The following is a 25000-nucleotide window of genomic DNA, read 5'->3' on the forward strand; positions in this document are numbered from 1 at the left end:
GCAAAGGTAGGAAAAGATTTTATGCTTCCAATAGCCAGTCAAAAAAATTGTCTCAATCTTTAAAAGTTCTTTAAGAAATAAAATTATTCCTCGTTGAGATCCAATTATTCGCCGGAAAGGAAGGGATATTTATAATCTTTCGGAGAAACGAGCGTCTCCTTAATTGCTCTGGGCGAAACCCATCTAAGCAGGTTTAGAATTGATCCTGCCTTATCATTTGTACCAGATGCGCGTGCTCCGCCAAAAGGTTGCTGACCAACAACCGCTCCGGTAGGCTTGTCATTGATATAAAAATTACCGGCTGAATTTACCAACTTTTCAGTCGCATAATGAATAGCGTAACGATCGTTAGCGAAAACTGCACCGGTCAGGGCATAAGGTGACGTGTTGTCAATAATTCCGATGATATCTTCAAACTCGTTTTCATCATATATATAAACAGTCAATACCGGACCAAATATCTCCTCGCAAAGCGTTACATAATCGGGTTTGCTGGCTTGGATGATCGTTGGCTGAATAAAATAGCCTTTACTCTTATCGAACGTCCCACCAGCGATAATTTTAGCATCATTGCTGGTTTGAACTCCCTCTATATAAGATGTGATCTTATCGAACGATTTCTCGTCAATAACAGCATTAACAAAATTTCCAAAGTCTTCAACACCGCCCATTTTTATCTTTGAGAGATCTTCCAGCATCAACGCTTTCACTTCATCCCATAAATTAGATGGTATATATGCTCTTGAAGCGGCAGAACATTTTTGTCCCTGATATTCAAATGCACCACGGATCAATCCAGTTGCAACAGCCTTTGGATCAGCAGATTTGTGAGCTAGTACAAAATCCTTTCCACCAGTTTCACCCACGATTCTTGGAAAAGATTTATAGCTGGAAATATGGTCTCCAATGGTCTTCCAAATATTTCTAAAAACCTTAGTACTTCCTGTGAAATGGACACCTGAAAATTCGGGATGACTAAAAACTACATCTCCTGCAACCGGGCCATCTACTAAAATCATATTGATAACCCCATCCGGCAATCCCGCTTCTCTGAAAACTTTCATAATCACATTGGCTGAGTAAACCTGCGTGAAAGCCGGTTTCCACAAAACGACATTGCCCATCAAAGCAGGAGCTGCTGGTAGATTGCCAGCAATAGCCGTAAAATTGAATGGGGTAATAGCCAAAATGAAGCCTTCTAGTGCCCGGTATTCCATCCGGTTCCAAACTCCGTCAGACGAAACGGGCTGTTGTTCATATATTTCACGCATGAAATTGACATTCAGCCTCAGGAAGTCTATCATCTCACAGGCCGAATCGATCTCGGCCTGGTAAGCGTTTTTTGACTGCCCCAGCATAGTAGCAGCATTGATTTCAGCTCTGTAAGGACCAGCTATCAGATCGGCGGCTTTGAGAAAAATAGCAGCTCGCTGTTCCCAGTTGAGTGAGGACCAGGCCGATCTTGCTTTGAGCGCCTCATCTATTGCAGTCTTAACATCTTCCGCCGATCCTTCGTGAAAATACCCCAGTGTGTGCTGATGATCATGAGGAGGTGATATGCGCTTTTTATTGCCACTAAAAATTTCCTCACTTCCTATGTACTGTGGAATATCCAAAACTTTTGACCTGGCTGCTTCAATGGCAGCCTTCAATTCGGCTCTTTCCACACTACCCGGACTATAATTCTTAACCGGTTCGTTTCTGGCAGCCGGAACATTAAAAATACCTGTTGACATATTATTGGATATTAGATTGTCGATTAAACATTTACAGATCAAAAAAAATTTAAAGATGATACCGAAATATCACTTCGGCGTTGCAAATCAGTTCGTTAATCTGTCTGCTTTTTTCATATTAGTTCCAGTTTCAAATCGCTTCACGCATGGATTTTAACTAAATTTGCACTCCGAATCGGGACTTATTTTTATACCAGATGAAATTTTACAGTACTAAAACTGAAAGCGTCAAAGCCTCGCTGGAAGAAGCAATTTTTAATAGCTTACCTAAGGATAACGGTCTTTACATGCCCGAATCTTTTCCAAAGATATCAGAAGATTTTTTGGCTGATATTGAAAACCGTTCTTTCAAAGAAATAGCGGTTGAAGTTGCAAACACACTATTTGAGGGTGAAATTACCAGAAGCGAGTTAGAAAACATGATAGATACAGCGTACGATTTTAACGCTCCCGTTGTGCAGATAGCTCCTGATGATTACGTTTTAGAGCTATTTCATGGCCCTTCTATGGCATTTAAGGATTTTGGAGCAAGGTTTATGGCCGCTATCATGTCGTATTTCCTGCTTCGGTCTGATAAAAAAATTAAAATTCTGGTTGCTACTTCCGGAGATACCGGCGGGGCTGTTGCCCAGGGTTTTTATAAAGTACCAGGCATTGACATTACGATCCTTTATCCGAGCGGCAAAGTGAGCGACATTCAGGAAAAGCAGCTGACAACGCTTGGGCATAATGTTACCGCTATTGAAGTTGACGGAACCTTTGATGATTGTCAAAAATTAGTGAAGGAAGCTTTCCTGGACGACGAGCTTAAAAATAAATTTAATCTTGCCTCTGCCAATTCCATTAATATCGCCAGGCTAATTCCGCAGTCCTTTTACTTCTTCTCCGCTTATGCTCAATTGAAAAATCTCGGTAAGCCGTTGGTGTTTTCGGTACCAAGCGGAAATTTTGGAAATCTGAGTGCCGGGTTGCTCGCATATAAAATGGGACTTCCTGTTCATCATTTCATCGCCGCCACAAATTTGAACAATGCGGTACCAAGGTATCTTGCTTCCGGAAGCTACGAACCTTCACCATCTATTGAAACGATTTCCAATGCAATGGATGTAGGTAACCCAAGTAACTTTGTTCGGCTTACCAGATTCTTCAATGATGACTGGGAGTCCGTAACTAAAAAAATATATGGTGCATATTTTGACGACGACCAAACCCGAAAGGCAATGCGTGAAGCTCGCACTAATGCAAATTATGTGATGTGTCCGCACACCGCAACTGCTTACCTTGGCTTGAAAGAGTTCCGAGAAAAAGTAGGAGGCGATTTTACCGGCATCTTCCTTTCAACAGCTCATCCAGCAAAATTTATTGACTTAGTAGAAGAAACTTTGGGTGAAAAGATAGAAATACCCCAAAGGCTTGAATCTTTACTTGATATTGAAAAAGTCTCTATTAAAATGAAAGCCGACTTTTTATCATTTAAAAATCTACTATTGAGCGAGTTATAGTCAAAAAAGGCTCAATTGATCGGTCTTACATTTTTATGTAGCCTCAAAATCAGGTACAAGCCCGCAAATAATAAAATGTAAAAGGGTGAAAAATTGAGACTTTTCACCCTTTTACATTTTTGTATAAAAATCTCAGTTGATAACGTCACCCCTTAAAAGTCGGAACCGCTTGCGAGACTCGGCGACAAAAATGCTTCCCGGATATTTTTCCATTAACTCTTGATAGAGTTTCATTGCCTGATCCTTGTCAGCCAATTTCTCCTCGTACAGCTTGGCCATTGCAAACAACGCGTCATCACCGTAAATGTCATGACCGAATTTCGTGTATAATAATTTCAAATCTTCCAGGGCACGCTGATTACTGTCAAGTTTGATATACGTCTTGGCTGTCAGCCAGACGATCTCATCCGTCAGACTATGGTTATTATACTTCTTATATAAATTTTTTAAGCTGTCGATCGCTTCGTATTTCTTGTTTTGGAAAAGAAGCAGCTCCACTCCCGAATATTGTCGCATTGCGGTTTCTGTACTGTCCAAACCGGTATTGTCCATGATCAGTAGGGACAGCTCGTTGGCATCATTCGCAATCTCTCTTGAAGTTGCTTTCTTAAGAATATCCAGAACAGCTTTGGCCAGTTCGAATTCACCTTTGAAGTAATGCAGTTTCGCATTTCTTAACTTCGCTTCGTAACCCAGCAAATCATCCTTCTGAGACTTTTCCACCTGCGAGTAAACCAGCGTTGCTTCCCATGGTTCCCCCTGCAAGAGATAAATGTCGCCCAAATCCAGCTTGCATTTATCTACAAAATTTTTCTCCTGCTTACCGGCCTGAATAGCAGTTTGTAGCGTCTCTGTTGCTTTCTTAAAATCATCCATATAAAAAGCATACAGAATTGCCATATTTCGCAAAGCCTCGATTGTGCGCACATTGATGCCCAGCTCATCCACGAGCTGTTGATATTGGCCAAGCAGTTTTTGCACTTCTGATCTATTGATCGGATAAGTATTTTTAACCTGCTCTTCACGCGCAAAAATGGCCATTCTGCGTGATACCGGATACAGCTGGCCTTTGGGATATTCTTTAACCAGGTAATCGTAAATGGCGCCGGCATTCTGATAATCCAGATTTTGTAAAGCCAGCATACCGAGATTGTATAATCTCGATCCATTGTGCTTAAATCTCCTGTCGAGTGCGCGCTCCTGAATAAAGGCTTTGTAAAAATCCTTCTTCTGAATTTGATACCATATCAGCAGTTCATTATAAAAACCTTCGTTCGGGAATTTCTGTATCTTATCGTACAGTACCTTTTCAAGCAGTGCCTGCTCCTTTTCATCTTTGGTAAAATCCTGAAGCATGTTTTGGACAACCTCGGTATTCTGATAACGCATACCGTAAGATAAAAGCTCGTCTATCATCCTTTCAGGCTCATTCAGATCCCTGTAGACGCTCGCAAGTTCCAGTTGGAAGATATCACTTCGCTTAATTGCTTCGCGGGCTTGCAGCAGGATTTTCTTCGCCAATTCAGGCTGACTTACATTACGATATTCTTCGGCTAAATCACGCTTCAGCTCAATCCTGATTCCTGATGACACGATGGCCTGCTCATGCTTTTTCGACGCCTCCTGCGCCTTCCCCTGGGCTTCCAGCATTAGCCCCCAATACAGGTTGTACCAGCTCGCGTTATTAGCGTCTGCCTTTATCTGACGTTTATAGAACTGCTCCCCTGCAGACCAATCCTTTGACTTGATGATACAGCTATTATAATTTTTTACTGAAGCTTTATCGAATCCGGATTTGAGGAAAATAGCATAGTAAGCGACTGCTTTTTCGCAATCACCATTTTTGAAATACTCTTCGGCCATTTGCTTTTCAGTTTGCCCAAACGCCGCTCCCACGCCGGCCGCCGCCAAACCTCCTATCATCAGCAACTCGTAAAACCTTTTCATAATAAGAAATAACTTTTTGTTTTTATTTATTATTAGTCTTTAGCACTGTGGATATGTAGATAAAACGGTTATCCACGACTAATCAACACAGTTATCCACATTTTGTTGATAATTATTAATGGATTGGGGATAAACATTGTGTTTTTTGCACAGCGTAAGAGGCTGTAATACAATATAAGTATTATTCAGGAGAGATGCGAGTGTTGATAAATCGGATAAGTGGGTGATTTATGCTATCCACAATTTCTACAGTGTATTAACAGGCTGTTAACTCAAGGTTAGGTTGTTCTTTATCCACTGGAGGGTAACGACTACAAAGTTATCAACCTAAAATCAGAGTTATACACCGAGTTATCCACAAAATGTGCGCTATTACCAACAAAATTCACGCGTTATTCACATAGTTATCCACACTCTAGGGATAACTTTTCCGTTTTTTTATTTATCTACAGCAATATTGATGTCGTTCAATTCAAAATTTGCTTTCAGAATGATCCTTTCTTTCAGATAAATGATCTTTTCGGGCTGCAGCCCTTTACTCATTTGCCCTGTATCCCATCGATGGTTTCGGTTACGATCGGCAGTAGCTCTTAAAAAGTACTTTCCTTGAGGGATGTGTTGGAATGTGTAGGCAACTCCCTCGGCTGTTTTTATAACCTTATATTGCTCGTCTACCAGTTCGATGATATAGTTGCTGGCAGTATCAGGATTGATTACCCTACCCCTGATAATTCCGTAATCTTCCTCGTTCAGCACGGGATGTTTAATGAATGTTTTCGCAAGCGTATCACTCTCAACACTGATAATTGTGCCTTTCGGAATATCCCATTTAATGGAATCTTTTGCAAAGGATTTAGCGGTAATAGTGGCAATGCTATGGTTCGAATTCCAGGTCAGCTTAAACGAACTGAGTGGTTCATGCGAGAGGCTATCTGTTATAAGGGTAATATTTTTGTCGTCCAGCGATTTGACTGGTTTGTTAAAAATGAGCTTGTAAATAAATGTATTTTCCAGGGGTTTGTTGGCTTCCGGCTGGGTGGATATGGTGAAAGCATCACGCTGCCGCTCCTTACCCCTAGGTTCCTGGAAAGCTATTTTTTGTTCAAATTCAGTCGTAGTTCCAAGCGAATCGGTTGCCGTTAGTTTTACCAAAGTGGAATCCGGATGTGGTTGTACATTGAAAAATTTTAGGGATCCACCGGGTTCCAGCAGATAGGGTAACGTATCCTTATTCATGAATAGCACATCAACCTTTTCGATCGGCTTGCTGAAGACAACTGCGTAATTATTTACTTTGGGTATGGTCCTCTGTATTTTTATAGGCGTATTATCGGACAAGAACATAGATATTTCATAAGATGAAGAATCCGTTCCGGCTGTGACGGTTTTGTCAATAAAGCCCATTCTTTCATCTTTCGCATTGTAAAGCATATTCCTGTTTTTGTCATCTATGGCGATCAGCTTGTACTGCCGGGTTTGAATATTTTCGATTGAAAAAACGCCTGAGCTGTCTGTTCTTGAAAAATAGTAGGGTTTTTGCTTGGTGATGTCAAGCGTATCACTGACATTGTATAGCCCCACCAGGGCGTCGAAAAGAGGCTTTCCTGACTGCATATCCTGAAGTACTCCATAAACCCTTCCAGAATCGAGCGAATTGGTTGTACTGAACACAATTTTCAGATTTTTTGCTGGGTTTTTTTCGGCAAAATCTTTGATAGCGTCTCCAAAATTCAATGTGAACGTCGTGCTGTCTTTGAATTCATTTTTGAAAGAGAGCAGCACAGACATACCATTCTGCTTGTAGGAGTATGGATTATCAGATTCTGGGGTGATCACGAGCTTTTGATTGATGTTATCAACCACCACATATTCGTCAAAGAATAACTCCACCTTTCTGCCTTTGAAGTTGAGCGTTTTGTTAGGCGGATTGCTTTCCAGCAATGTGGGTGGAATAGAATCTTTTTTGCCTCCTGTCGGTGCAACCTGCTGCGCGCAGCGATCGAAAAGGAACAGTAGTAAAATGGCGAACAAAACGGTACGGATCATATTTTGGTATTTAAAAAGCCCCGGTACACACTTGTACAGGGGCTGATTTGCGGTGATTCAATGCTATTTCTTTTTGATAATATAGATAATGCTGGAAGTGTTGATTTCCTTTTGACCAGCTACCCTACCCTTCCAGTTTGACAGCAACCCGGTTGTGCCGCTGTCTATCATATCTATTTTCTGATCTTTGTATTTTGTGCTGAGCATACTCACATAAAACGAATCAAACCACATAGGCAATGTCTTTTTTACTTCAAATCTATGTTTTCCGAGCAGCAATTTCATGGTACTTTTTGTAAAATGGTACAAATGCCGGGGTACATCGTAAGCTGCCCAAAATGTACCATATTTTGCTGCATCATGTGATTCGGGATTAGGTACCGCGATAACTAATAGCCCGTTTGGTTTTAAATGCGCATATAGCCATTCCAGCGTTTCATTCAGCCGATGCACATGTTCCAGTACGTGCCACATGGTAATCGTATCAAACTGCTGGCCGGCTAGTTCAGTGCTGTATATGTTTTCATAAACCTGATTACCGAGCCTTCCTTGTGCGACTCCTCGCGCGCCGGAATCGGGTTCGGTACCATTCACGGCCCAGCCATTTCCTTGTATAGCCTGGGCAAAGCTCCCCGTTCCGCAGCCTACATCCAGCAGTGTGCCTTTCTGAAATGAATGGGTATTGATGAGCTTTATTTTCTGTTGAATCGTATAATCTCTTACAGAATTGTATACACGGCTCATCAGGTCTTTCGCATCATCGTGATGTGAAATGTAATCCTGAGATTCATAGTATGTGCCAATTTCTTCTTCTGCGGGCCGGGGATTTGTAAATAAAAACCGGCATGAATTGCATTGCTGAATCTGAAATTGCTGATGCGAAACAGTGTAATCCTCGACGGTAAGAAATTCTTGAAAGTCTGATTTTTCACAGACCGGGCAGTTGGTTAGCGTTTCCAATTAGCGTCCTATATAAAGCATTAAAACAGAAATATCCGAGGGGCTCACGCCGCTGATCCGGGAGGCCTGGCCGATGGTAGAAGGGCGAGTTCGTTTGAGTTTTTCGCGGCCTTCATAAGATAGAGACGTCACCACGTCATAGTTGAAATTATCAATGATATTGAGATTTTCAAGCCGGTTCATTTTATCTACAAGCAGCATTTCCTTTTCAATATAGCTGTCGTATTTCAAGTTGATTTCAGCCTGCTGAACTGAGTCTTCTTTAAAATCAGCAATTAGACCTGCAACAATTTCACTATGTGCTGCCAGCTTTTCTACCGAAATCTGAGGACGTTTTAACAGTTGCGAAAGCGTCGTTTTTTCTCTTAGCAATGCAGTGTCCATTGCTTCCAATGCCCCATTAATTTCATCCGGAGTCACTTTGGTTGAAGCGAAAAGGGAAATGATATCGTCAACTTCCTGCTGCTTCCTCTTCACAGCATCCAGCCTGTCCTGTCCGGCCAAGCCGATTTCGTAGCCTTTTTCAGTGAGACGAATATCTGCATTGTCCTGACGAAGTAATGTCCGGTATTCAGCGCGGGAAGTAAACATGCGATAAGGTTCCTCAGTACCTTTATTAATCAGGTCGTCGATCAGCACACCTATGTAAGCCTCTGATCTTTTCAGGACAAATGGAGACAGGTTATTGACATTTCTGTGCGCATTAATACCCGCCATCAATCCCTGGCAAGCGGCTTCTTCATAGCCAGTCGTTCCATTGATTTGGCCCGCAAAAAACAGGTTTTTGATCAGGTGCGTCTCGAGGGTTGATTTCAATTGTGTAGGCGGGAAATAATCGTATTCGATCGCATAACCCGGGCGAAACATCTTTGCATTCTCAAAACCAGGGATTTTTCGCAAAGCTGCATATTGTACATCTTCCGGCAAAGAAGTCGAAAAACCATTTACATAAACTTCCACAGTATCCCAGCCTTCGGGCTCTACGAAAATCTGGTGGCGATCTTTGTCTGCAAACCGGTTGATCTTATCCTCTACCGAAGGACAATAGCGTGGACCAAGTCCTTTGATGCGGCCGGAAAACATTGGCGATCTTTCAAAGCCGGTTTTCAGCACATCGTGGACCTCCTGATTGGTGTAAGTAATCCAGCAGCTGCGTTGCTTGGCGAGCGGCTTGGTATCTGTATATGAGAATTTGGCTGGTTTCTCGTCACCCGGCTGCTCTTCCATTTTGGAGTAGTCGAGGGAGCGACCGTCGACCCGCGGCGGAGTACCTGTTTTCATTCGTCCGGATTGAAAGCCGAGTTGAACAAGCTGTTCTGTCAAACCAGTCGCGGACTTCTCTCCTGTTCTGCCGCCACCAAAATTTTTCTCGCCAATATGGATCAGCCCATTCAGGAAAGTCCCGTTGGTAAGCACGACAGATTTTGATTTGATATCTATACCCAGGCTTGTTTTCACACCACATGCCTTACCGTCTTCAACAAGCAATTCTTTCGCTGTGTCCTGCCAGAAATCAACATTCGGATTGTTCTCTAGAATATTTCGCCACTCCGTGGCAAACATTGCACGGTCGCTCTGGCATCGCGGGCTCCACATGGCCGGACCTTTTGACAAGTTCAGCATGCGGAATTGAATCATGGTCTTATCACTCACAATACCCGATTGCCCGCCGAGCGCATCGATCTCCCGAACGATCTGTCCTTTCGCCACACCGCCCATAGCGGGGTTGCATGACATTTGGGCAATGGTGTGCATGTTCATTGTGATCAGCAAAACCTTGGAGCCCATAGTACCGGCAGCCGCGGCAGCTTCACAGCCGGCGTGTCCTGCTCCCACCACGATCACATCATATTCTTGAAACATATTTGTATTCTTGTTAAACCACTTTAGTTAAAGTGTTCCACGTGGAAATTTAATTAAAAGAGCGTAAGGTATTGGTTTTCCTTGGCTCGCATCAGGCTTTTCTGCTCCTCACTTGCGTCTGCGTACCCAACCAAATGCAGTAGTCCATGAACCAAGACGCGCCTCAGCTCGGTCTCGAAATCGGCGTGAAACGTCTCTGCGTTTTCTTTTACTCTATCGATACTAATGTAAATATCTCCCTCCAATTGCTTGTCTTCCTCACTATTGTCAAACGTAATGATATCCGTAAAATAGTCGTGATCCAGGTACTGTTTGTTGATTTCCAGAAGGTATTCGTCAGAGCAAAAGATATAATTCAGCTCTATTATTTCATAACCCTCTGATTCAGAGGTGTTTTTTAACCATTTTTTGGTTTTAAGAGGACGAGGTAGGCTAAAATCAACGTCTTCGGAGAAGAAATTCAGCATGCGATCAGGATACTCAGGCGTATTAGCGGTAAGCTTGTTGCCTGTTTGTCACTTAAAGGTTTGACGATAAATATTTTACAAAAATAGCAAGGATATTCATAACAAAAGAACCAGCAGGAGCCGGTTCTTGACTACGTTTTCTTAAAACGTGTTAAAACCTGCCTGCTGGTTCAACAAGAGGAAGCCGGGATCAGTTCTTCGCCTGGTATTTGCGGAAGTATGAATCCACCTCGCGCTTGTAAAATGGCGAGAATGTCGGCGGGATTGTTCTTAATAATTCGGTCTGCTTTTCTTTTTCGCGAATGTATTTTTCAAATGCCGCCGGCGGCTGGCGGGGAAGCTGTTTGGCGCTTTGTGCTTTGCGCTGCTCATCTTCATCCTGTTCTTTCATGGCTTTTTCAGATTCCAGCAGCCTGGTCGTGATTTCCTGGTTGCGTTTGATTAGCTCGGGCGTGATCCGCTTGTTCACAAGGTCAGTTTCGGTTTCGTCCATCTTGTCGGAAATCTCCTGCAATTCCTTGCCCATTTGTTTGCCGATCTCAGTGTCTTTCTGCGACTCCATCAAGTCATTGATCATCTTCCGGATCGCAGCCTGCTCAGCAGCCATTCTGGCAAGTTTCTCGGACTGGTTTCCCTGCCCTTCCTGCCCCTCTCCCTTTCCAAGTTGCTTGATCTGCCCGTTCAGCTTTTCCTGCATTTCGCCCATGCCCGGACTATCGCCTTTTTGTTTTCCCTTTTTACCTTTCCCCGAGCCGGGCATTGCCATCGCCATTTGCTGCTGCATCTGATTAAATACATCGCTCAGCATCAATGCCAGATTATTCATCGAGGTCATCGCGGACTGTTGTTTTGAAGTCGCGGTATTGATTTGCCGGTCCTTTATACTCTTCACACTTTCATCCATGTACGATTTCATGTCGTTCAGCTCGCGGGTGATGAAAGACTGGATCTGCTCGGCACGATTGGCGAGCGCGTAAAGACTATCCTCTACAATTTTCGCGTCATCCTTCAATTTCAATTGCTGCTGGCCTAGTTTGACAAACCTCGGATCCTGCAAGCTCACTCCTTTGAAATCTTTCATTAATGCCTCCTGGTCAAATGAAAGTGTAATCAGGTTTTCAAGAATATCACGAAGCGCATCCATATTTTCCTGCATTTGTTCCATTTCCGCAGCCTCCATCGCTTCCGACATCGACTTAGACATTTGTTTCATCGCTGCTGCTGCTTTTTTCTGCGACTGAGCAGCTTTAGAGTTCTGCTGCTTGTCCAACTGCTCCTTACTCTCTTCCATTTGTTCAGAGGCGTTTTTTTGCTCCTCCTTTTGCGGGTCTACAGGTAGTTCCAGTTCCTGGCTCATCTTCTCGATTTCCTCGGTATTTTCCTGGGCCTTTTTGAAGTCTTCCTGAATTTTCTCCTGCTCTTTTTTCAGCTCTTCATTTTTGCCTTTTTTCTCTTCATTATTTTTTGTCTTTTCAGTCTGCTCGGTTTTTTCGGCTAATGCATTTTCCTTTTCGGCCAGATCGTCCAGCTTCTCAACCAGATTTTCCATTTTCTGCTCCATTTGCATTTGCTTGAAAAGCTTCATGGTACGTTCCAGCTCCTTTTCCAGATTATGCTCCTTGTTGCGGAGTTTTTCCATCATGCTCGACATCCGCTCACTTTGCTTCTGCTCAAGCATTTTTTTGAGTTCCTGATAGAGTTTATCGGTATTCTCATCCATCAGCTCGTTCATTAACTTCTGCAACTGCTCGATTTTGTTCTGAAGCTCAGGGCTCTGCTGATTAAATTGCCTCGATTTTTCATTAGCACTCTGATGCTTTTCCTTCAATGCCTGCAATTCCTTCATCAGTTCTTCGCGTTTCCGCAATACTTCTTCAATCTGTTTCTGCTCTTTAAAATCCAGCTCCTTATTACTTTTCAATCGGTTATCCAGATTTTCAATATCCTTTTGCAAACTCTGCGCCTTTTTCATCGCGGACTGCATTTGATTTTCCGTCTCCTGTTCTGATTTTTTGATATCGGCTTCAAGCTGATCCTTTGAAGGGACTACAAACTGGACAGACCTCGACCGGGCACTTTTAGCCCCATTGATGCCATCATTATCCCAAACCTGGGCATAGTATTCGATCTTATCCCCCGGCGCGAGTTTGAGGCTATCTACGTACCATTGAAAGAAGAAGCTTTGTGTATTGACCGTTTTGTTAAATGGAATAGGAAGACCTTTTGGCTGCGACGCATTAGCTTCTCCCTCTCTTTTGACAGAATAGAACATTTTCAGTTGGGAAAAACCGTAATCGTCGCTGATCGACCCGCCCAATACAAGATAATTATAAAGCGTAGTATCCTGGAAGTTTTCCAGGTTCATCACAGGATGTCTATCAGGGATTACATTGATGAAATACCCGATTTTGTCCGCATTGACGGTTTCGTCGTTTTTCAAAGTAACCTGGTACTGAGCCGATTTCCTGACCGATTTACGAACCTGAAAATGCTCGCCATTACTTTCCTTCGCCTGGTACAATGCCGAATCGTTCTCAAACCGGATAGCGAGCGAGCGGGTGGCAGATGTATTGAAGTCCCATTCAATGGTGGTTCCTTCCGGTACTGATAAATTTCCTACATTATTCAGTCCCTCCGAAGGTTTATTGAGGTAAGCAGGATAATGCAGATTTACGTCGAAAGAAAGCAACGAAGGCCGCTCATTGACATTGATACGGTATTCATCAGAAGCAAAACCGGCAGCGTCAAAAGAGAATGCTACGTCGCGTTGCAGGTTTTTGAATGTATACGAAAATGTGCGGTTACCTTCGGAATTCAGTTTGAATCTCGAACCATTTTGAACCAGGTAAACCGCTGCCGGAAGCGCCTCGCCTTCGAGTTTTAGTTTCAATGTAAAATCCTCATTACGAAAAGCTTTCAGGCTTTTGTTTTGAAGGATAAATGAAAAGGGCGCGTACGTATAATTCTTTTGGAAATGGATGATTCTGTCAGAACTGGAAGAGAAAAATGAGGGGTTAAATAAAAGTATTACAGCAATAGCAGCTAGCGGATAAATGGCGTATTTGATGCGTTTCCTGTTTTCGTTGAAACGGATCGCGTCAGAAAAACGGACAATGAGTAACTGGTTGGATTTCTGACGAATACTCGCCTCGATAAGATCTGACTGTGCACCCGATAAACCTCGGAGCTGTAAAGTATTGACAAGCTTATCGCCAACTTCAGGGAAATATTGACCAATTTGTAAAGCCGCGTCTTCATCTGAGATCGGTTTTCTGATCCCGGATAAATGAATAAGCGGCTGGATAACCCATTGAAATATAGAAAATACAACGACAGCTAAAAAGCCGAAAAATAACATTCCACGGACCAGTGAGCTGAAACGGCCGAAATATTCGATGGTATTGAAAAACAAAAAAACAGTTAGTAGCAGGCCCACCGAGAAGATAATGCCTTTTAGTAACTGATTTTGATAATATTTCTGACGGTATTCCTGAATGCGAAGCAACAGGCCTTCCATTACCGGAGTGAAAGGAGCCATATAAATCTCGTTATAACTGTGAACTGTATAACGTATGCAGGAACTGAAAATTACCGATCACCCGCATATGCTTTAAACGAAGAAATATAGTGAATTTTCAGGAAATTACAGCGTAAGTAATAGCCCGGCGGAAGCGTAATTGATCCAGTTGAAATTGTAAACGTCGTCAACATCAGCTCCTCCCTCCACTACCCGGTAGCCCAGTTTAATGCCGATCTTGTTATTTGCCTGATAAGCTACGCCCGCGAAAATGTCCTCGGCGCGGCCATATTTGGAAGCCAGCGCATCGCCTTCCAGAATAAGGGACCAGTGGTAGGAAGGTTTATAAGCAGTATAAAAATTAACCAGCGGCACAAAACCCAGGTTATCGAAATGCGTATCCTTTGATTCGCTCTTAAAACGAACATCTGCGTCCCTGATCTTCGCAGTTAACCCCAGCCCTACCAGCCAGCGTGCGCGGGACACAATGTCGTAGCGGTAGGTGAGCCTGTATGAATTGAATTTATAATGCACTTTCAGCGGCTGGCCAGCCACGAAGTTGACATTATTGAAATTGATATCTTTCTGAAAATTACCATGATAGGTAACTGAAAGCGGCGCGTATAGCAAAGATACATTGTGCCTTTTCCCAAATAAATATCCCGCCCTGATCCGGTAAAATACTTTTGGATCAATACTTAAATCATCTGCCAGATTCACGGTAGTCCCGCCGGTATTAGGTATTCTGACTTTGTTGTAGTTGGTGCCAAAAACAAGCCCTCCCTCAACGTCCAGTTTCAGCTGTGCGAATAGTGGCTGGGAACCGCATATCAGCAGCGCGATCAAAAGGAATCGTATTTTCATTTGCACCTGGTTTTATATAAAAAAACAAACAACCCACGTAGAATTGTTTGTTAAAAAATCAGTGCCTGAAGATTATTAATCGGGTAGAATTTAAATTTCAACGGTCTCGGGATAATTCTTGACTGACCGAACGAATGATTTAACGTCCTGTTCCAAATCCGAAGTTTCCTGTAAAACCCGGATAAACGCGCTCCCGATAATAGCACCGGCAGCTTGCTGCGATGCTTTTGAAAAAGTGGCATGGTCCTGGATACCGAAACCGATCAACCGTGGGTTTTTCAGGTTCAATGCATTCAGCCGCGCGAAATACGTTTCCATATCCGCACTAACCCCTGTTTTTGAGCCCGTGACGCTCGCGGAGGACACGGTATAGATAAAACCCTCACTCACTTCGTCAATCTGCCTGATACGCGCATCTGAGGTTTGCGGCGTGATAAGGAAAATATTCAGTAACCCGTAAGAATCAAATATGGATTTGTATTCTTTCAAATAGACGTCCATCGGCATGTCGGGCAGGATCAGCCCGTCTACACCGACTTCGGCACATTTGCGGCAGAAATGCTCGATCCCATATTGCAAAACCGGATTTACATATCCCATCAATAACACAGGAACAGTAATTGTTTCGCGCATATTTTCCAGTTGCTGAAAAAGGGTACGCACTGTCATTCCGTTTTCCAGTGCCCGGTCGTTGCTTTTCTGGATCGTTTCTCCGTCAGCAACCGGATCCGAATAGGGCATTCCTATCTCAACCAGATCCACGCCGCCATCCTGCAATGCCTGCAAAACGCGCCTGGTATCGGCCAGTTCAGGGAAGCCCGCCGTGAAGTACACATTCAGCAGTCCGCCACTTTCCGGCTGTTGCTGCTGAAAAAGTTCTGTAATCCGGTTCATTCTTTAGTCCAGTAATCTACAACCAATACTTTGTCAAGATGAGGCCCCAGCACTTTTCCAAAAGCTTTGTGATCCGGGTGAGGCAGGTACACTTCGCGACCGGCTTCGCTATCGAAGGTCACGAAAAATACGTGCGTAAAACCCTGGGATAAGCCTTCGGGGCTGTTATTAGTACCCCATTCCAATCCTTTGATTTCCTTGATCTTGGATGGAAGTGCGCGGAAAGCGTCTTCCACTTCCTTAACCTGTGCCGGCGTTGCCGAATCTTTGAATTTAAAAAGTACAACGTGACGAAGCATTTTTTTAGAAGCTGTGGTTTGGGCTGAAACAAATACTGTAGATCCAAAAAGGAGCATACAGGCTACAAATAGAGATTTTAAATTCATTGTGTTGTGTTTAGAAGATACAGAGAATGTGCAGGTATTAGGCAGAGCAGTTGAGGCATTCGCCTTCGTCGCTGAATTTCAGGCGGTCAAATTCGCCCAGTTTTTCTTTCAGTTCCAAAACTTCGTCTTCGAGATCGCATCTTTCAAACAGAGATAGCTCTCCCGAGTTGATTTTTTCTTCCAGCTCTTTAATTTTCAATCTCAGATCAAAAACTTCCGGCAGTGTTAAAGTGGCCATATATGTTCAAAGTAAGGTGAGAGAATCAATCGATGTATTTCATGTAAGTGCCCATATCCTTGTCTCCCCTGCCCGACAAATTAAGCACCACAGTTTCGTTCGCCGCAGCGCCCAGCCGGCCCAGAATAGCCAACGCGTGAGACGATTCCAATGCGGGAATGATACCTTCCAGGCGGGTTAGTTCAAATGCAGCCTGAACTGCTTCTTCGTCCGTAGCCGATAAAAACATTCCCCGTCCACTATCGAAAAGATAAGCGTGCTGCGGACCAATGCCAGGATAATCCAGTCCGGCAGATATTGAAAAGGGTTCAACAACCTGTCCGTCTTCGGTTTGCATTAAAATGGTCCGGCTACCGTGCAATACGCCAGGTTTGCCCAATGCAGTAGTAGCAGCAGAATGTCCTGAAGCCAGTCCCAGGCCGGCAGCCTCCACTGCGACCAATTTCACATCTTCCTCGCTGAGGTAGTGGTAAAATGCACCTGCCGCATTGCTTCCGCCGCCTACACAGGCAATTACATAGTCAGGATTTTCTTTTCCGGTTTGTTCAAGAAGCTGCCATTTAATCTCCTCTGAAATAATAGACTGAAATCTGGCAACCATATCCGGATAAGGGTGCGGACCTACCACAGAGCCGATAATGTAATGCGTATCGACGGGATTATTGATCCAGTGGCGCATTGCCTCATTGGTCGCGTCTTTCAAAGTCCGGGACCCGCACGTTGCCGGTCGTACTTCCGCACCAAGCATTTTCATCCGGGCTACGTTGGGAGCTTGCCGCTCGATATCCAGTTCGCCCATGTAAACAATACATTCCAGGTCCATCAAAGCACAAACGGTAGCAGTAGCAACTCCATGCTGGCCGGCTCCTGTTTCAGCCACAATGCGTTTTTTGCCCAGTCGCTGCGCCATCAGAATCTGTCCGATGGTATTATTCACCTTGTGTGCGCCGGTGTGACAAAGATCCTCCCTCTTTAAAAAGATATTGGTATTGTATTTCTCAGAGAGGCGGTTTGCGCGATAAAGCGGCGTTGGCCGGCCTACATAATTGCGAAGCAGGTCATTATACGCTTTTTGAAAAGAAGGATCGTGAATGATCTGTAAGTAATTTTCCTGCAACTCCTCTACGTTCGGATACAGCATTTCAGGGATGAACGCGCCTCCAAAACTTCCGTAATATCCATTGGAATCTACCTGATAAGTCTTCTTTTCTATTGTTTCTTCCATAAGATTTAAGCTTCCGCTTCCTCTTTTTCTTTGATCCTGATGAGATTAAATAATTCGCCCAGTTTTGCAACGTCCTTGATACCAGGCTCTATTTCAAATTTGCTATTCACATCAATACCGTAAACCGGCAGTGTTTTTGATAGCTCGATGATCTCTTCAATATTGTCCATTCCAATCCCGCCGCTAAGGAAGAATGGTTTCTCATTATCGTATTTTTTTAGAAGGTTCCAGTCGAAAGAAGTCCCATTTCCGCCCGGATTTGCGCCTGCGCTATCAAAAAGGAACAGGTCGCAGAAGGATTTATAATTATTGAGCATTGCAAAATTGAATTGCTCATTGATCGAAAATGCTTTGATCACGCTGACACCCTTTTGGCGGATGCTGCGACAAATATCCGGCATCTCATTTCCATGCAGCTGAGCGTATTGCAGGTCATATTTTTTGACCATATTCAAAATGTGGCCGGGACTCGCGTTTACAAAAACACCGACTTTTTTGATGCTCTGCGGGATACTCCTGATATATTCCTCACTCAATTCTTCACCAGCAAAACGGGGCGACTTTTCGTAAAAAATAAAGCCGATAAAGTTAGGTTTCAGGGCAACTACCTCTTCAATGTTGCTTTGCTGACGTAATCCGCAAACTTTAATTTTCATAGAATCAGGGAATTTAAATTCTTATGTTGAGTTAAGTTGTTTTGCAAATCTGCAAGTGCGGTTCCAGGATTTACAGTTTTCATAAAAGTTTCACCAATCAAAAAGCCTTTGTAACCATTTTGAAAAAGCCGGATAATAGTTTCAGCATCTTTCAAACCGCTTTCTGATATTTTAACAAAGGAATCGGGGATCTGTTCGCTTAATGCGATGGAAGTATCTATTGAAGTCTCAAAAGTCTTAAGATTCCGGTTATTGACCCCAATAATATCGATAGCGTCACCGATACTTTCTTCAAGCTCCTGCTGGTTATGTACTTCCAACAGAACGTCCAGGCCGAGTTCACGTGCTTTTCTGCTCAAACTGATTACTTCCCGGGGCGTCAAGCAAGCGGCTATTAAAAGAATTACATCTGCCCCTATCGCTTTTGCTTCGAAGAGTTGATACTCATCGACGATAAAATCCTTTCGCAGCATAGGAATGCCTGGATTCGCTTCCCGGGCCCTCAAAAAATCATCAAAAGATCCGCCAAAAAAATACCGGTCAGTCAATACAGACAAACCGACAGCCCCTGCATTTGCATAATCCCTAGTTACGATTTCCGGCCTAACCTGGTCATTGATAATGCCCTTTGAAGGTGATTTTCGTTTGAATTCAGAAATGACCTGCGGAGTAGAGGCTGTTTTTAATGCTTTTGCCAGAGAAATAGTAGGCTTGTCAAAATAAGTCCCCTTTTCAAGATCGGCAAACGATTTTTCCTTCTTCGATTCGAAGATTTCCTCTTTCTTTCTGGCAACGATTTTTTCTAATATATTCATTTAAGGGTCTGATAACTAAGTGCATAGATTGGTATTATATTACCATTATGCTTCCACCAGTTTTTTGAAACTATATAACGCCTTTTTGCTCTCCAAAGATTCACGGGCCGCCTCGACAGCATCCAGTATTGGCAGCTCCGGATTCGCGCAATGCAGAGCCAATGCCGCATTAGCCAGGACAGCCTGCTTTTGCGATGCAGTACAGGTATCGTTTAAGACATTCATGAAAATATCAGCAGACTCTTTCACAGTATGGCCGCCAGCCAGATCCTGAGCGCGTAGGGTTTGAAGCCCTAAATCAGAGGGAGAAAGTATTTGCTCGGAGTGAGCTGTAATGATTTTAAAAGGGCCTGTTAATGACACTTCGTCGTAACCGTCTAACGCGTGAAGAACCAAGAATTTCTTATCCGTTTGTTGGTAAAGATATGCAAAAAGGCGCGCTAATTCAAGACTGAATACGCCTACAAGCTGTTTTTTGGGAGATACCGGATTGACCATCGGACCGAGCATGTTAAAGAAAGTTTTAATGCCTAGCTCGCGACGCACAGGGGCTACATTCTTCATAGCAGGGTGAAAAAGTGGCGCGTGCAAAAAGCAAACACCGGCCTCCTCTATCTTCCTTTCCAGAATATCCTTTTCATTTGTGAACTGCGCGCCAAGGTATTCCAGAACAGTTGAAGACCCACATAGGGAAGAGACGCCGTGATTACCATGTTTCGCCACTTTTTGGCCAGTTCCAGCGACTACGAAACACGACAAGGTGGAAATATTAAAAGTATCCTTTCCGTCGCCTCCGGTACCGCAAACATCAATAGGATCATAAGCTGAAAGATCCATTGAAAGGCATAATTCCAGCATTGCGTCCCTGAATCCTTCCAGTTCTTCCACGGTAATGCTGCGCATCGCGTAAATAGTCAGAAACGAAGCGATCTCCGAAGTGGAGTATTTTCCGGTGCTGATCCCTATTAAAACATCCTTCGCTTGCTCCTTGGTTAGGATTTTGTAATCAAAAAGATGACTGAGAATATTTTTCATGCGTAAACAATTTCGGATTGGTCAATCTGTTGGTCTAAGTGGTTGAAAGAGACAATTAGATTTTAAGCCAGTTTTCCAACATCGTTTTCCCATGTTCTGTCAAAACAGACTCAGGATGAAATTGGAGCCCTTTTACATCGTATTTTTTGTGAGACAAACCCATAACCCTACCCTTTTCGTCTAATGCGGTAATGGTTAAATCCGGTGTAAAAGATTCCGGAATGACTGTCCAGGAATGGTATCTGCCAACTTTAAATTCGCCGGGAATGCCCTTAAAAATCCGTTCTTCGGGATCTGTCACAATCGCAGTATCGCTGATACCGTGGAGTACGTCCGTCATATTTTCCAGCGTAGCGCCATAAACCTCGCCTATTCCCTGGTGGCCGAGACAAATGCCAAGGATGCTTTTGCTTGGACCATATTCACGTACCAATTCATGCATGATCCCGGCCTCCGACGGAATCCCCGGGCCTGGCGAGAGCAGGATCTTGTCATATCGGGACACTTCTTCCAGACTGATCTTATCGTTTCGGAAAATATCAACCTGGTCGTTCAACTCGCGCAGGATATAAACGAGATTATAAGTGAAAGAATCGTAATTATCGAGGACTAGAATTTTCATTGGATGATGATTTCAAATGCTTAAACAACTATTTTATAATCCAGGGAGAGTTCGTCTCCGGGTTTACCGCGAATGCCCCAATTATACAAAGGAGTCTCTGTAAGTGTAATCTCGACATCGTCAAGAGCTATTCCGAGAAGATTTTGAAATCTTGAAAATATCAATTGGTAAAGTACCTTTTTAGCTTCAATGGAGCGGCCTTCAAACAATGCGATTTCAATGATTACATATTGATTTGTCCTGCCTTCTGGATAGAAAAAATCGCCTTCTTCCAGGTGAAAAAACCGGTGCGCCCGCTTGCCGGCGGGGTACTGAAAAGCATCCATAATGCAGGAATGCAACACGTCACTCATTTTTTCCCGGATCGGAAAAAGAAAGGATCTTAGTCCGTAAATCTTGACCTGTGACATTGATATCTGATTAAATTTCTTCTGCTACCTTGATTGCCTGCCTCAATGCGGCAAGCTTGTTATTGATTTCCTGTAACTCACTCTCTACGTCTGATTTGGCAACTACGCCCATCCCAGCTCTGAAAAACAGGTTATTATCCTTGCTCAAAAACGTTCTGATTGCAATGGCGTGATTAAAATCTCCATTAAAATCCATGAAACCGATAGCACCTCCATAAATACTCCTGTTGCTGGACTCCATCTGGTCAATCAGTTTCATAGCATTATGTTTGGGTGCTCCGGACAATGTCCCCGCTGGAAAGGTATCAGCCACTAGTTGCAGGGGATTTACATCTTTTTTCATCTTACCTACAACCTTAGAAACTAGGTGGATCACGTGTGAATAGTATTGAACTTCTTTATAATTAGTTACTCTCACTTCGTCGCAGCTTCTGCTTAGGTCATTTCTGGCCAAATCAACCAGCATGACATGCTCTGCGGTTTCCTTTGGATCGTTTAATAGTTGCTGTGCGGCTTCTGCATCGGCTAAATCATCGCCAGTCCGCTTGAATGTTCCTGCAATAGGATGGATTTCAGCCTGGCCTTTTTTTATGAATATTTGCTTTTCCGGGGAAGAACCGAAGATTTTGTAACTTCCGTAATCGAAGTAGAACAAATAAGGCGAAGGATTAATTGATCTCAGCGCTCTGTACACATTGAATTCATCGCCTTGAAACGAGCGGCTGAAACGTCTGGATGGGACTATTTGAAATACGTCGCCTCTAAGACAATGATCGATTCCACGCTGAATTACCGAGCGCATTTCGTCATCGGTTACATTAGATGTCTCCTCTGATATGGTATGAAAGCCATATTTTGGAAAATTCCGATTCTTTATAAGTATCTCGATCTGTTCAATACCTGTTTTATCGTTTTCTGTTCCGTACCGGTGTTCAAAAATATAAAGCTCATTTTTGAAATGGTTGATCGCTATAACATATCGGTAAACCTGGTAAAAAATTTGGTCTATGGCAGTTTCTGGACTTGGAGGTTGAATTACAATATCCTCAAAATATGTAACGGCATCATATGTCATGTGGCCAAAAAGGCCATTTGTGATAAAGGGGAATGATGATCTTTCAGATATAAAGCTTTGTGCGAAACCGTAAAGTGCCTGAACTGCGTCTTTTGGGTTTAGAAGCTTGTGGCTGGTAGAAGTTCCGTCTGGAAATTGTTGTGTTACCTCACCCGAGTTAAGTTTAAATGAAGCCACGGGATCGCAGCATATATAGGTGAAAGAGTTCTCGTTGCCATGGTAGTCAGAGCTTTCCAGCAATACTGTATTCACAAATTTATCTCTCAGTTTTAAATAAATGGAGACAGGAGTCAGGGTGTCTGCCAGTAGCTTCTTGTAGTGGGTAGTTATCGCAAAGGTTTTTTTTAGGGATGTCATAGCTTAATTTTATAAAGTGCACAAAAAAACGGCTCGCTGTTAGATGAACAGCGAGCCGTTTGAAGTATATCAATAATACTATACAATAGCCTACTCGTCCATCTTATTAAGACGTGCACGCCACCATATAATATTGAATGCTTTCATTTTTCTATGATTTCGAATTGAATGTACAAATATATATAAAAAGAGGTGTGATGTGAAAACAGTTGGCGAAAATTTGAAACGCAAAGCATAAATACTTATGATAGTATTTTGGCGACCAGACTGCGCGTCCCGGCTGCTTTACCAGGTGTTGGGCCAAGAGGGCGTCTGCCGGTACCATCGGCGGTCCCGGGCCAGGCGCCCCCGGCTTAGGCAGCCCCGCTTAACTTCTTTGTTGGGGGACGCGTAGCCGGGATTCGGAGAGGTGGACACGATGGGGTCAGGCACAAAAAAAGACCATCCTTTTGAGATGGTCTTTCTGATGGTATTGTGGCGACTACCTACTTTACCAGGTTTGATCCAAGTATCATCGGCGGTCCTGGGCTTAACTTCTCTGTTCGGGATGGGAAGAGGTGAACACCAGGCCAATAGTCACCAACAAGCTCTTTTGTTGATTCCGTGCTAAGGAAGAAGTGAAGTCGAATGCGACCCCAGCCCAACCAATAGTCACCAACAAGGTCTTTGAGTATTTCAATTTTGAATGATTGAATGTGTGAATGACTGAATAATATTCACTCATTCATTCATTGAGGCATTCAACATTGAATTTCATGTCATATTGGAAGTAGAAGAGTAAAAAAAGAAGGTTAAATGTGCAAGCTGTTGGGTAATTAGTACTGCTCGGCTGAATGTATTTCTACACGTATACCTGCAGCCTATCAACGTCGTAGTCTACAACGACCCTTATGTGGAAGATTCATCTTCGGGCTAGTTTCGCACTTAGATGCTTTCAGCGCTTATCTATTCCCCACATAGCTACCCGGCCATGCCCCTGGCGGGACAACCGGTTCACCAGCGGTGGGTCCACCTCGGTCCTCTCGTACTAAAGGCAGCCCCCGTCAATCTTCCTACGCCCACCACAGATAGGGACCGAACTGTCTCACGACGTTCTGAACCCAGCTCGCGTGCCACTTTAATCGGCGAACAGCCGAACCCTTGGGACCTTCTCCAGCCCCAGGATGTGACGAGCCGACATCGAGGTGCCAAACCTCCCCGTCGATGTGAGCTCTTGGGGGAGATCAGCCTGTTATCCCCGGCGTACCTTTTATCCTTTGAGCGATGGCCCTTCCATACAGAACCACCGGATCACTATACCCTGGTTTCCCACCTGCTCGACCCGTCGGTCTCACAGTCAAGCCTGCTTGTACTATTGCACTCCACACACGGTTACCAAGCGTGTTGAGCAGACCTTTGGAAGCCTCCGTTACACTTTTGGAGGCGACCACCCCAGTCAAACTACCCACCATGCACGGTCCTGCTCTTAGAGCAGTTAGATCCCAGGCCAGCGAAGGGTGGTATTTCAACGTTGGCTCCCCGATGCCTGGCGACACCGGCTCACAGCCTCCCACCTATCCTACACATCCCTGACCCGAAAACAATGCAAAGCTATAGTAAAGGTGCACGGGGTCTTTCCGTCCCGTGGCGGGTAAGCGGCATCTTCACCGCTACTACAATTTCACCGAGCTCACGGCCGAGACAGTGCCCAGATCGTTACACCATTCGTGCAGGTCGGAACTTACCCGACAAGGAATTTCGCTACCTTAGGACCGTTATAGTTACGGCCGCCGTTTACTGGGGCTTCGATTCAATGCTTCTCTTGCGATGACATCCCCTCTTAACCTTCCAGCACCGGGCAGGTGTCAGGCCCTATACGTCAACTTTCGTTTTGGCAGAGCCCTGTGTTTTTGCTAAACAGTCGCCTGGGCCATTTCTCTGCGGCCTCTCTTTGCAGAGGAGGCTCCCCTTCTCCCGAAGTTACAGGGTTAATTTGCCGAGTTCCTTAGCCGTGATTCACTCGAGCACCTTAGAATATTCTTCTCGACTACCTGTGTCGGTTTACGGTACGGGCTGCATACAGCTGGTGTTTCAAAAGCTTTTCTTGGAAGCGTCTTCGATGATTCGCTTTGCCCGTAGGCTCGGCTCAACGCACTATTCCGTCAGTACGTACCATCCACGATACTCCGTCACTTCTTCACACTGCATGCAGGGGCAGGAATATTAACCTGCTGTCCATCGGAGGTCGCCTGTCGGCTACTCCTTAGGCCCCGCCTAACCCTCCGTTGATTAGCATAGCGGAGGAATCCTTAGTCTTTCGGTGTGCGGATTTCTCATCCGCATTATCGTTACTTATGCCTACATTTGCTTTTCTCACCAGTCCAGCGCAGCTCACGCCACACCTTC

19 protein-coding genes and 2 rRNA genes (1 of these 21 cut by a window edge) are annotated in these 25000 nt (G+C 44.0%); 1 reads left to right on the forward strand and 20 read right to left on the reverse strand.

Annotation, left to right across the window (positions count from 1 at the left end):
• Window positions 1-104: 104 nt before the first annotated feature.
• The gene (gene pruA / locus FXO21_RS10920) at window positions 105-1736 is read right to left on the reverse strand and encodes an L-glutamate gamma-semialdehyde dehydrogenase (protein WP_149640106.1); all 1632 of its coding nucleotides are present in this window, start codon (window positions 1734-1736) and stop codon (window positions 105-107) included.
• A 197-nt stretch (window positions 1737-1933) separates the two neighbouring features.
• Here pruA and thrC point away from each other — a divergent pair, with 197 nt between their 5' ends.
• Window positions 1934-3238: a threonine synthase gene (gene thrC / locus FXO21_RS10925; RefSeq protein WP_149640107.1), complete on the forward strand. Its 1305-nt coding sequence runs from the start codon at window positions 1934-1936 to the stop codon at window positions 3236-3238.
• Between the two features lie 132 nt (window positions 3239-3370).
• On the opposite strand, the gene FXO21_RS10930 is transcribed toward thrC, so the two are convergent.
• The 19 genes from FXO21_RS10930 to FXO21_RS11020 all read right to left on the reverse strand — a co-directional run.
• Complete coding sequence (locus FXO21_RS10930; protein WP_225865648.1) at window positions 3371-5185, reverse strand: tetratricopeptide repeat protein; 1815 nt, start codon at window positions 5183-5185, stop codon at window positions 3371-3373.
• Between the two features lie 438 nt (window positions 5186-5623).
• Entirely contained in the window at window positions 5624-7231 is a 1608-nt protein-coding gene (locus FXO21_RS10935) for an Ig-like domain-containing domain (RefSeq protein ID WP_149640108.1), read from the reverse strand.
• Window positions 7232-7294: 63 nt separating this feature from the next.
• Entirely contained in the window at window positions 7295-8191 is an 897-nt protein-coding gene (locus FXO21_RS10940; RefSeq protein WP_149640109.1) for a class I SAM-dependent methyltransferase, read from the reverse strand.
• The gene (mnmG, locus tag FXO21_RS10945) at window positions 8192-10054 is read right to left on the reverse strand and encodes a tRNA uridine-5-carboxymethylaminomethyl(34) synthesis enzyme MnmG (RefSeq protein WP_149640110.1); all 1863 of its coding nucleotides are present in this window, start codon (window positions 10052-10054) and stop codon (window positions 8192-8194) included.
• A gap of 53 nt (window positions 10055-10107) precedes the next feature.
• Complete coding sequence (gene ybeY / locus FXO21_RS10950; RefSeq protein WP_149640111.1) at window positions 10108-10521, reverse strand: rRNA maturation RNase YbeY; 414 nt, start codon at window positions 10519-10521, stop codon at window positions 10108-10110.
• Between the two features lie 190 nt (window positions 10522-10711).
• Window positions 10712-14038: a DUF4175 family protein gene (locus FXO21_RS10955; RefSeq protein WP_149643455.1), complete on the reverse strand. Its 3327-nt coding sequence runs from the start codon at window positions 14036-14038 to the stop codon at window positions 10712-10714.
• A gap of 126 nt (window positions 14039-14164) precedes the next feature.
• Window positions 14165-14902: a porin family protein gene (locus FXO21_RS10960; protein ID WP_149640112.1), complete on the reverse strand. Its 738-nt coding sequence runs from the start codon at window positions 14900-14902 to the stop codon at window positions 14165-14167.
• Between the two features lie 90 nt (window positions 14903-14992).
• Window positions 14993-15796, reverse strand: a complete 804-nt coding sequence (gene trpA / locus FXO21_RS10965; protein WP_149640113.1) for a tryptophan synthase subunit alpha — start codon at window positions 15794-15796, stop codon at window positions 14993-14995.
• On the reverse strand, window positions 15793-16152 hold the full coding sequence (locus FXO21_RS10970) for a Dabb family protein (protein WP_192579364.1): 360 nt from the start codon (window positions 16150-16152) through the stop codon (window positions 15793-15795). The genes trpA and FXO21_RS10970 overlap by 4 nt, the downstream gene beginning before the upstream one ends.
• Window positions 16153-16219: 67 nt before the next feature.
• Complete coding sequence (locus FXO21_RS10975; protein WP_149640115.1) at window positions 16220-16420, reverse strand: hypothetical protein; 201 nt, start codon at window positions 16418-16420, stop codon at window positions 16220-16222.
• Window positions 16421-16445: 25 nt separating this feature from the next.
• Window positions 16446-17645 carry a tryptophan synthase subunit beta gene (trpB, locus tag FXO21_RS10980; RefSeq protein WP_149640116.1) on the reverse strand — a complete coding sequence of 400 codons (1200 nt, stop codon included), beginning with the start codon at window positions 17643-17645 and terminating at the stop codon, window positions 16446-16448.
• A gap of 5 nt (window positions 17646-17650) precedes the next feature.
• Window positions 17651-18301 (reverse strand): phosphoribosylanthranilate isomerase, encoded by a 651-nt coding sequence (locus FXO21_RS10985; RefSeq protein ID WP_149640117.1) that lies wholly within the window; start codon window positions 18299-18301, stop codon window positions 17651-17653.
• Window positions 18298-19116 carry an indole-3-glycerol phosphate synthase TrpC gene (gene trpC / locus FXO21_RS10990; RefSeq protein WP_149640118.1) on the reverse strand — a complete coding sequence of 273 codons (819 nt, stop codon included), beginning with the start codon at window positions 19114-19116 and terminating at the stop codon, window positions 18298-18300. Before trpC ends, FXO21_RS10985 begins: the two co-directional genes overlap by 4 nt.
• 45 nt (window positions 19117-19161) lie before the next feature.
• Window positions 19162-20151, reverse strand: a complete 990-nt coding sequence (gene trpD, locus FXO21_RS10995; RefSeq protein WP_149640119.1) for an anthranilate phosphoribosyltransferase — start codon at window positions 20149-20151, stop codon at window positions 19162-19164.
• Between the two features lie 55 nt (window positions 20152-20206).
• Complete coding sequence (locus tag FXO21_RS11000; RefSeq protein WP_149640120.1) at window positions 20207-20773, reverse strand: anthranilate synthase component II; 567 nt, start codon at window positions 20771-20773, stop codon at window positions 20207-20209.
• A 20-nt stretch (window positions 20774-20793) separates the two neighbouring features.
• Window positions 20794-21183 (reverse strand): tautomerase family protein, encoded by a 390-nt coding sequence (locus FXO21_RS11005; protein ID WP_149640121.1) that lies wholly within the window; start codon window positions 21181-21183, stop codon window positions 20794-20796.
• A gap of 10 nt (window positions 21184-21193) precedes the next feature.
• Window positions 21194-22615, reverse strand: a complete 1422-nt coding sequence (locus tag FXO21_RS11010; RefSeq protein WP_149640122.1) for an anthranilate synthase component I family protein — start codon at window positions 22613-22615, stop codon at window positions 21194-21196.
• 472 nt (window positions 22616-23087) lie between these two features.
• Window positions 23088-23199: ribosomal RNA gene (gene rrf, locus FXO21_RS11015) — 5S ribosomal RNA — on the reverse strand.
• Window positions 23200-23410: 211 nt separating this feature from the next.
• Window positions 23411-25000: ribosomal RNA gene (locus FXO21_RS11020) — 23S ribosomal RNA — on the reverse strand; it runs 1231 nt beyond the window's last position.

The organism is Dyadobacter sp. UC 10 (genome assembly GCF_008369915.1).
In the GTDB taxonomy this organism is placed as follows: Bacteria; Bacteroidota; Bacteroidia; order Cytophagales; family Spirosomataceae; genus Dyadobacter.

What these genes read in the sequence shown, in the direction of transcription:
- FXO21_RS10970 (WP_192579364.1), bottom strand. Translation starts at nt 16,152, where the DNA reads ATGCTCCTTTTTGGATCTACAGTATTTGTTTCAGCCCAAACCACAGCT.
- FXO21_RS11010 (WP_149640122.1), bottom strand. Translation starts at nt 22,615, where the DNA reads ATGACATCCCTAAAAAAAACCTTTGCGATAACTACCCACTACAAGAAG.
- ybeY (WP_149640111.1), bottom strand. Translation starts at nt 10,521, where the DNA reads ATGCTGAATTTCTTCTCCGAAGACGTTGATTTTAGCCTACCTCGTCCT.
- trpA (WP_149640113.1), bottom strand. Translation starts at nt 15,796, where the DNA reads ATGAACCGGATTACAGAACTTTTTCAGCAGCAACAGCCGGAAAGTGGC.
- pruA (WP_149640106.1), bottom strand. Translation starts at nt 1,736, where the DNA reads ATGTCAACAGGTATTTTTAATGTTCCGGCTGCCAGAAACGAACCGGTT.
- FXO21_RS10975 (WP_149640115.1), bottom strand. Translation starts at nt 16,420, where the DNA reads ATGGCCACTTTAACACTGCCGGAAGTTTTTGATCTGAGATTGAAAATT.
- FXO21_RS10985 (WP_149640117.1), bottom strand. Translation starts at nt 18,301, where the DNA reads ATGAAAATTAAAGTTTGCGGATTACGTCAGCAAAGCAACATTGAAGAG.
- FXO21_RS11005 (WP_149640121.1), bottom strand. Translation starts at nt 21,183, where the DNA reads ATGTCACAGGTCAAGATTTACGGACTAAGATCCTTTCTTTTTCCGATC.
- trpC (WP_149640118.1), bottom strand. Translation starts at nt 19,116, where the DNA reads ATGAATATATTAGAAAAAATCGTTGCCAGAAAGAAAGAGGAAATCTTC.
- FXO21_RS10930 (WP_225865648.1), bottom strand. Translation starts at nt 5,185, where the DNA reads ATGAAAAGGTTTTACGAGTTGCTGATGATAGGAGGTTTGGCGGCGGCC.
- FXO21_RS11000 (WP_149640120.1), bottom strand. Translation starts at nt 20,773, where the DNA reads ATGAAAATTCTAGTCCTCGATAATTACGATTCTTTCACTTATAATCTC.
- FXO21_RS10955 (WP_149643455.1), bottom strand. Translation starts at nt 14,038, where the DNA reads ATGGAAGGCCTGTTGCTTCGCATTCAGGAATACCGTCAGAAATATTAT.
- mnmG (WP_149640110.1), bottom strand. Translation starts at nt 10,054, where the DNA reads ATGTTTCAAGAATATGATGTGATCGTGGTGGGAGCAGGACACGCCGGC.
- trpB (WP_149640116.1), bottom strand. Translation starts at nt 17,645, where the DNA reads ATGGAAGAAACAATAGAAAAGAAGACTTATCAGGTAGATTCCAATGGA.
- FXO21_RS10935 (WP_149640108.1), bottom strand. Translation starts at nt 7,231, where the DNA reads ATGATCCGTACCGTTTTGTTCGCCATTTTACTACTGTTCCTTTTCGAT.
- trpD (WP_149640119.1), bottom strand. Translation starts at nt 20,151, where the DNA reads ATGAAAAATATTCTCAGTCATCTTTTTGATTACAAAATCCTAACCAAG.
- thrC (WP_149640107.1), top strand. Translation starts at nt 1,934, where the DNA reads ATGAAATTTTACAGTACTAAAACTGAAAGCGTCAAAGCCTCGCTGGAA.
- FXO21_RS10960 (WP_149640112.1), bottom strand. Translation starts at nt 14,902, where the DNA reads ATGAAAATACGATTCCTTTTGATCGCGCTGCTGATATGCGGTTCCCAG.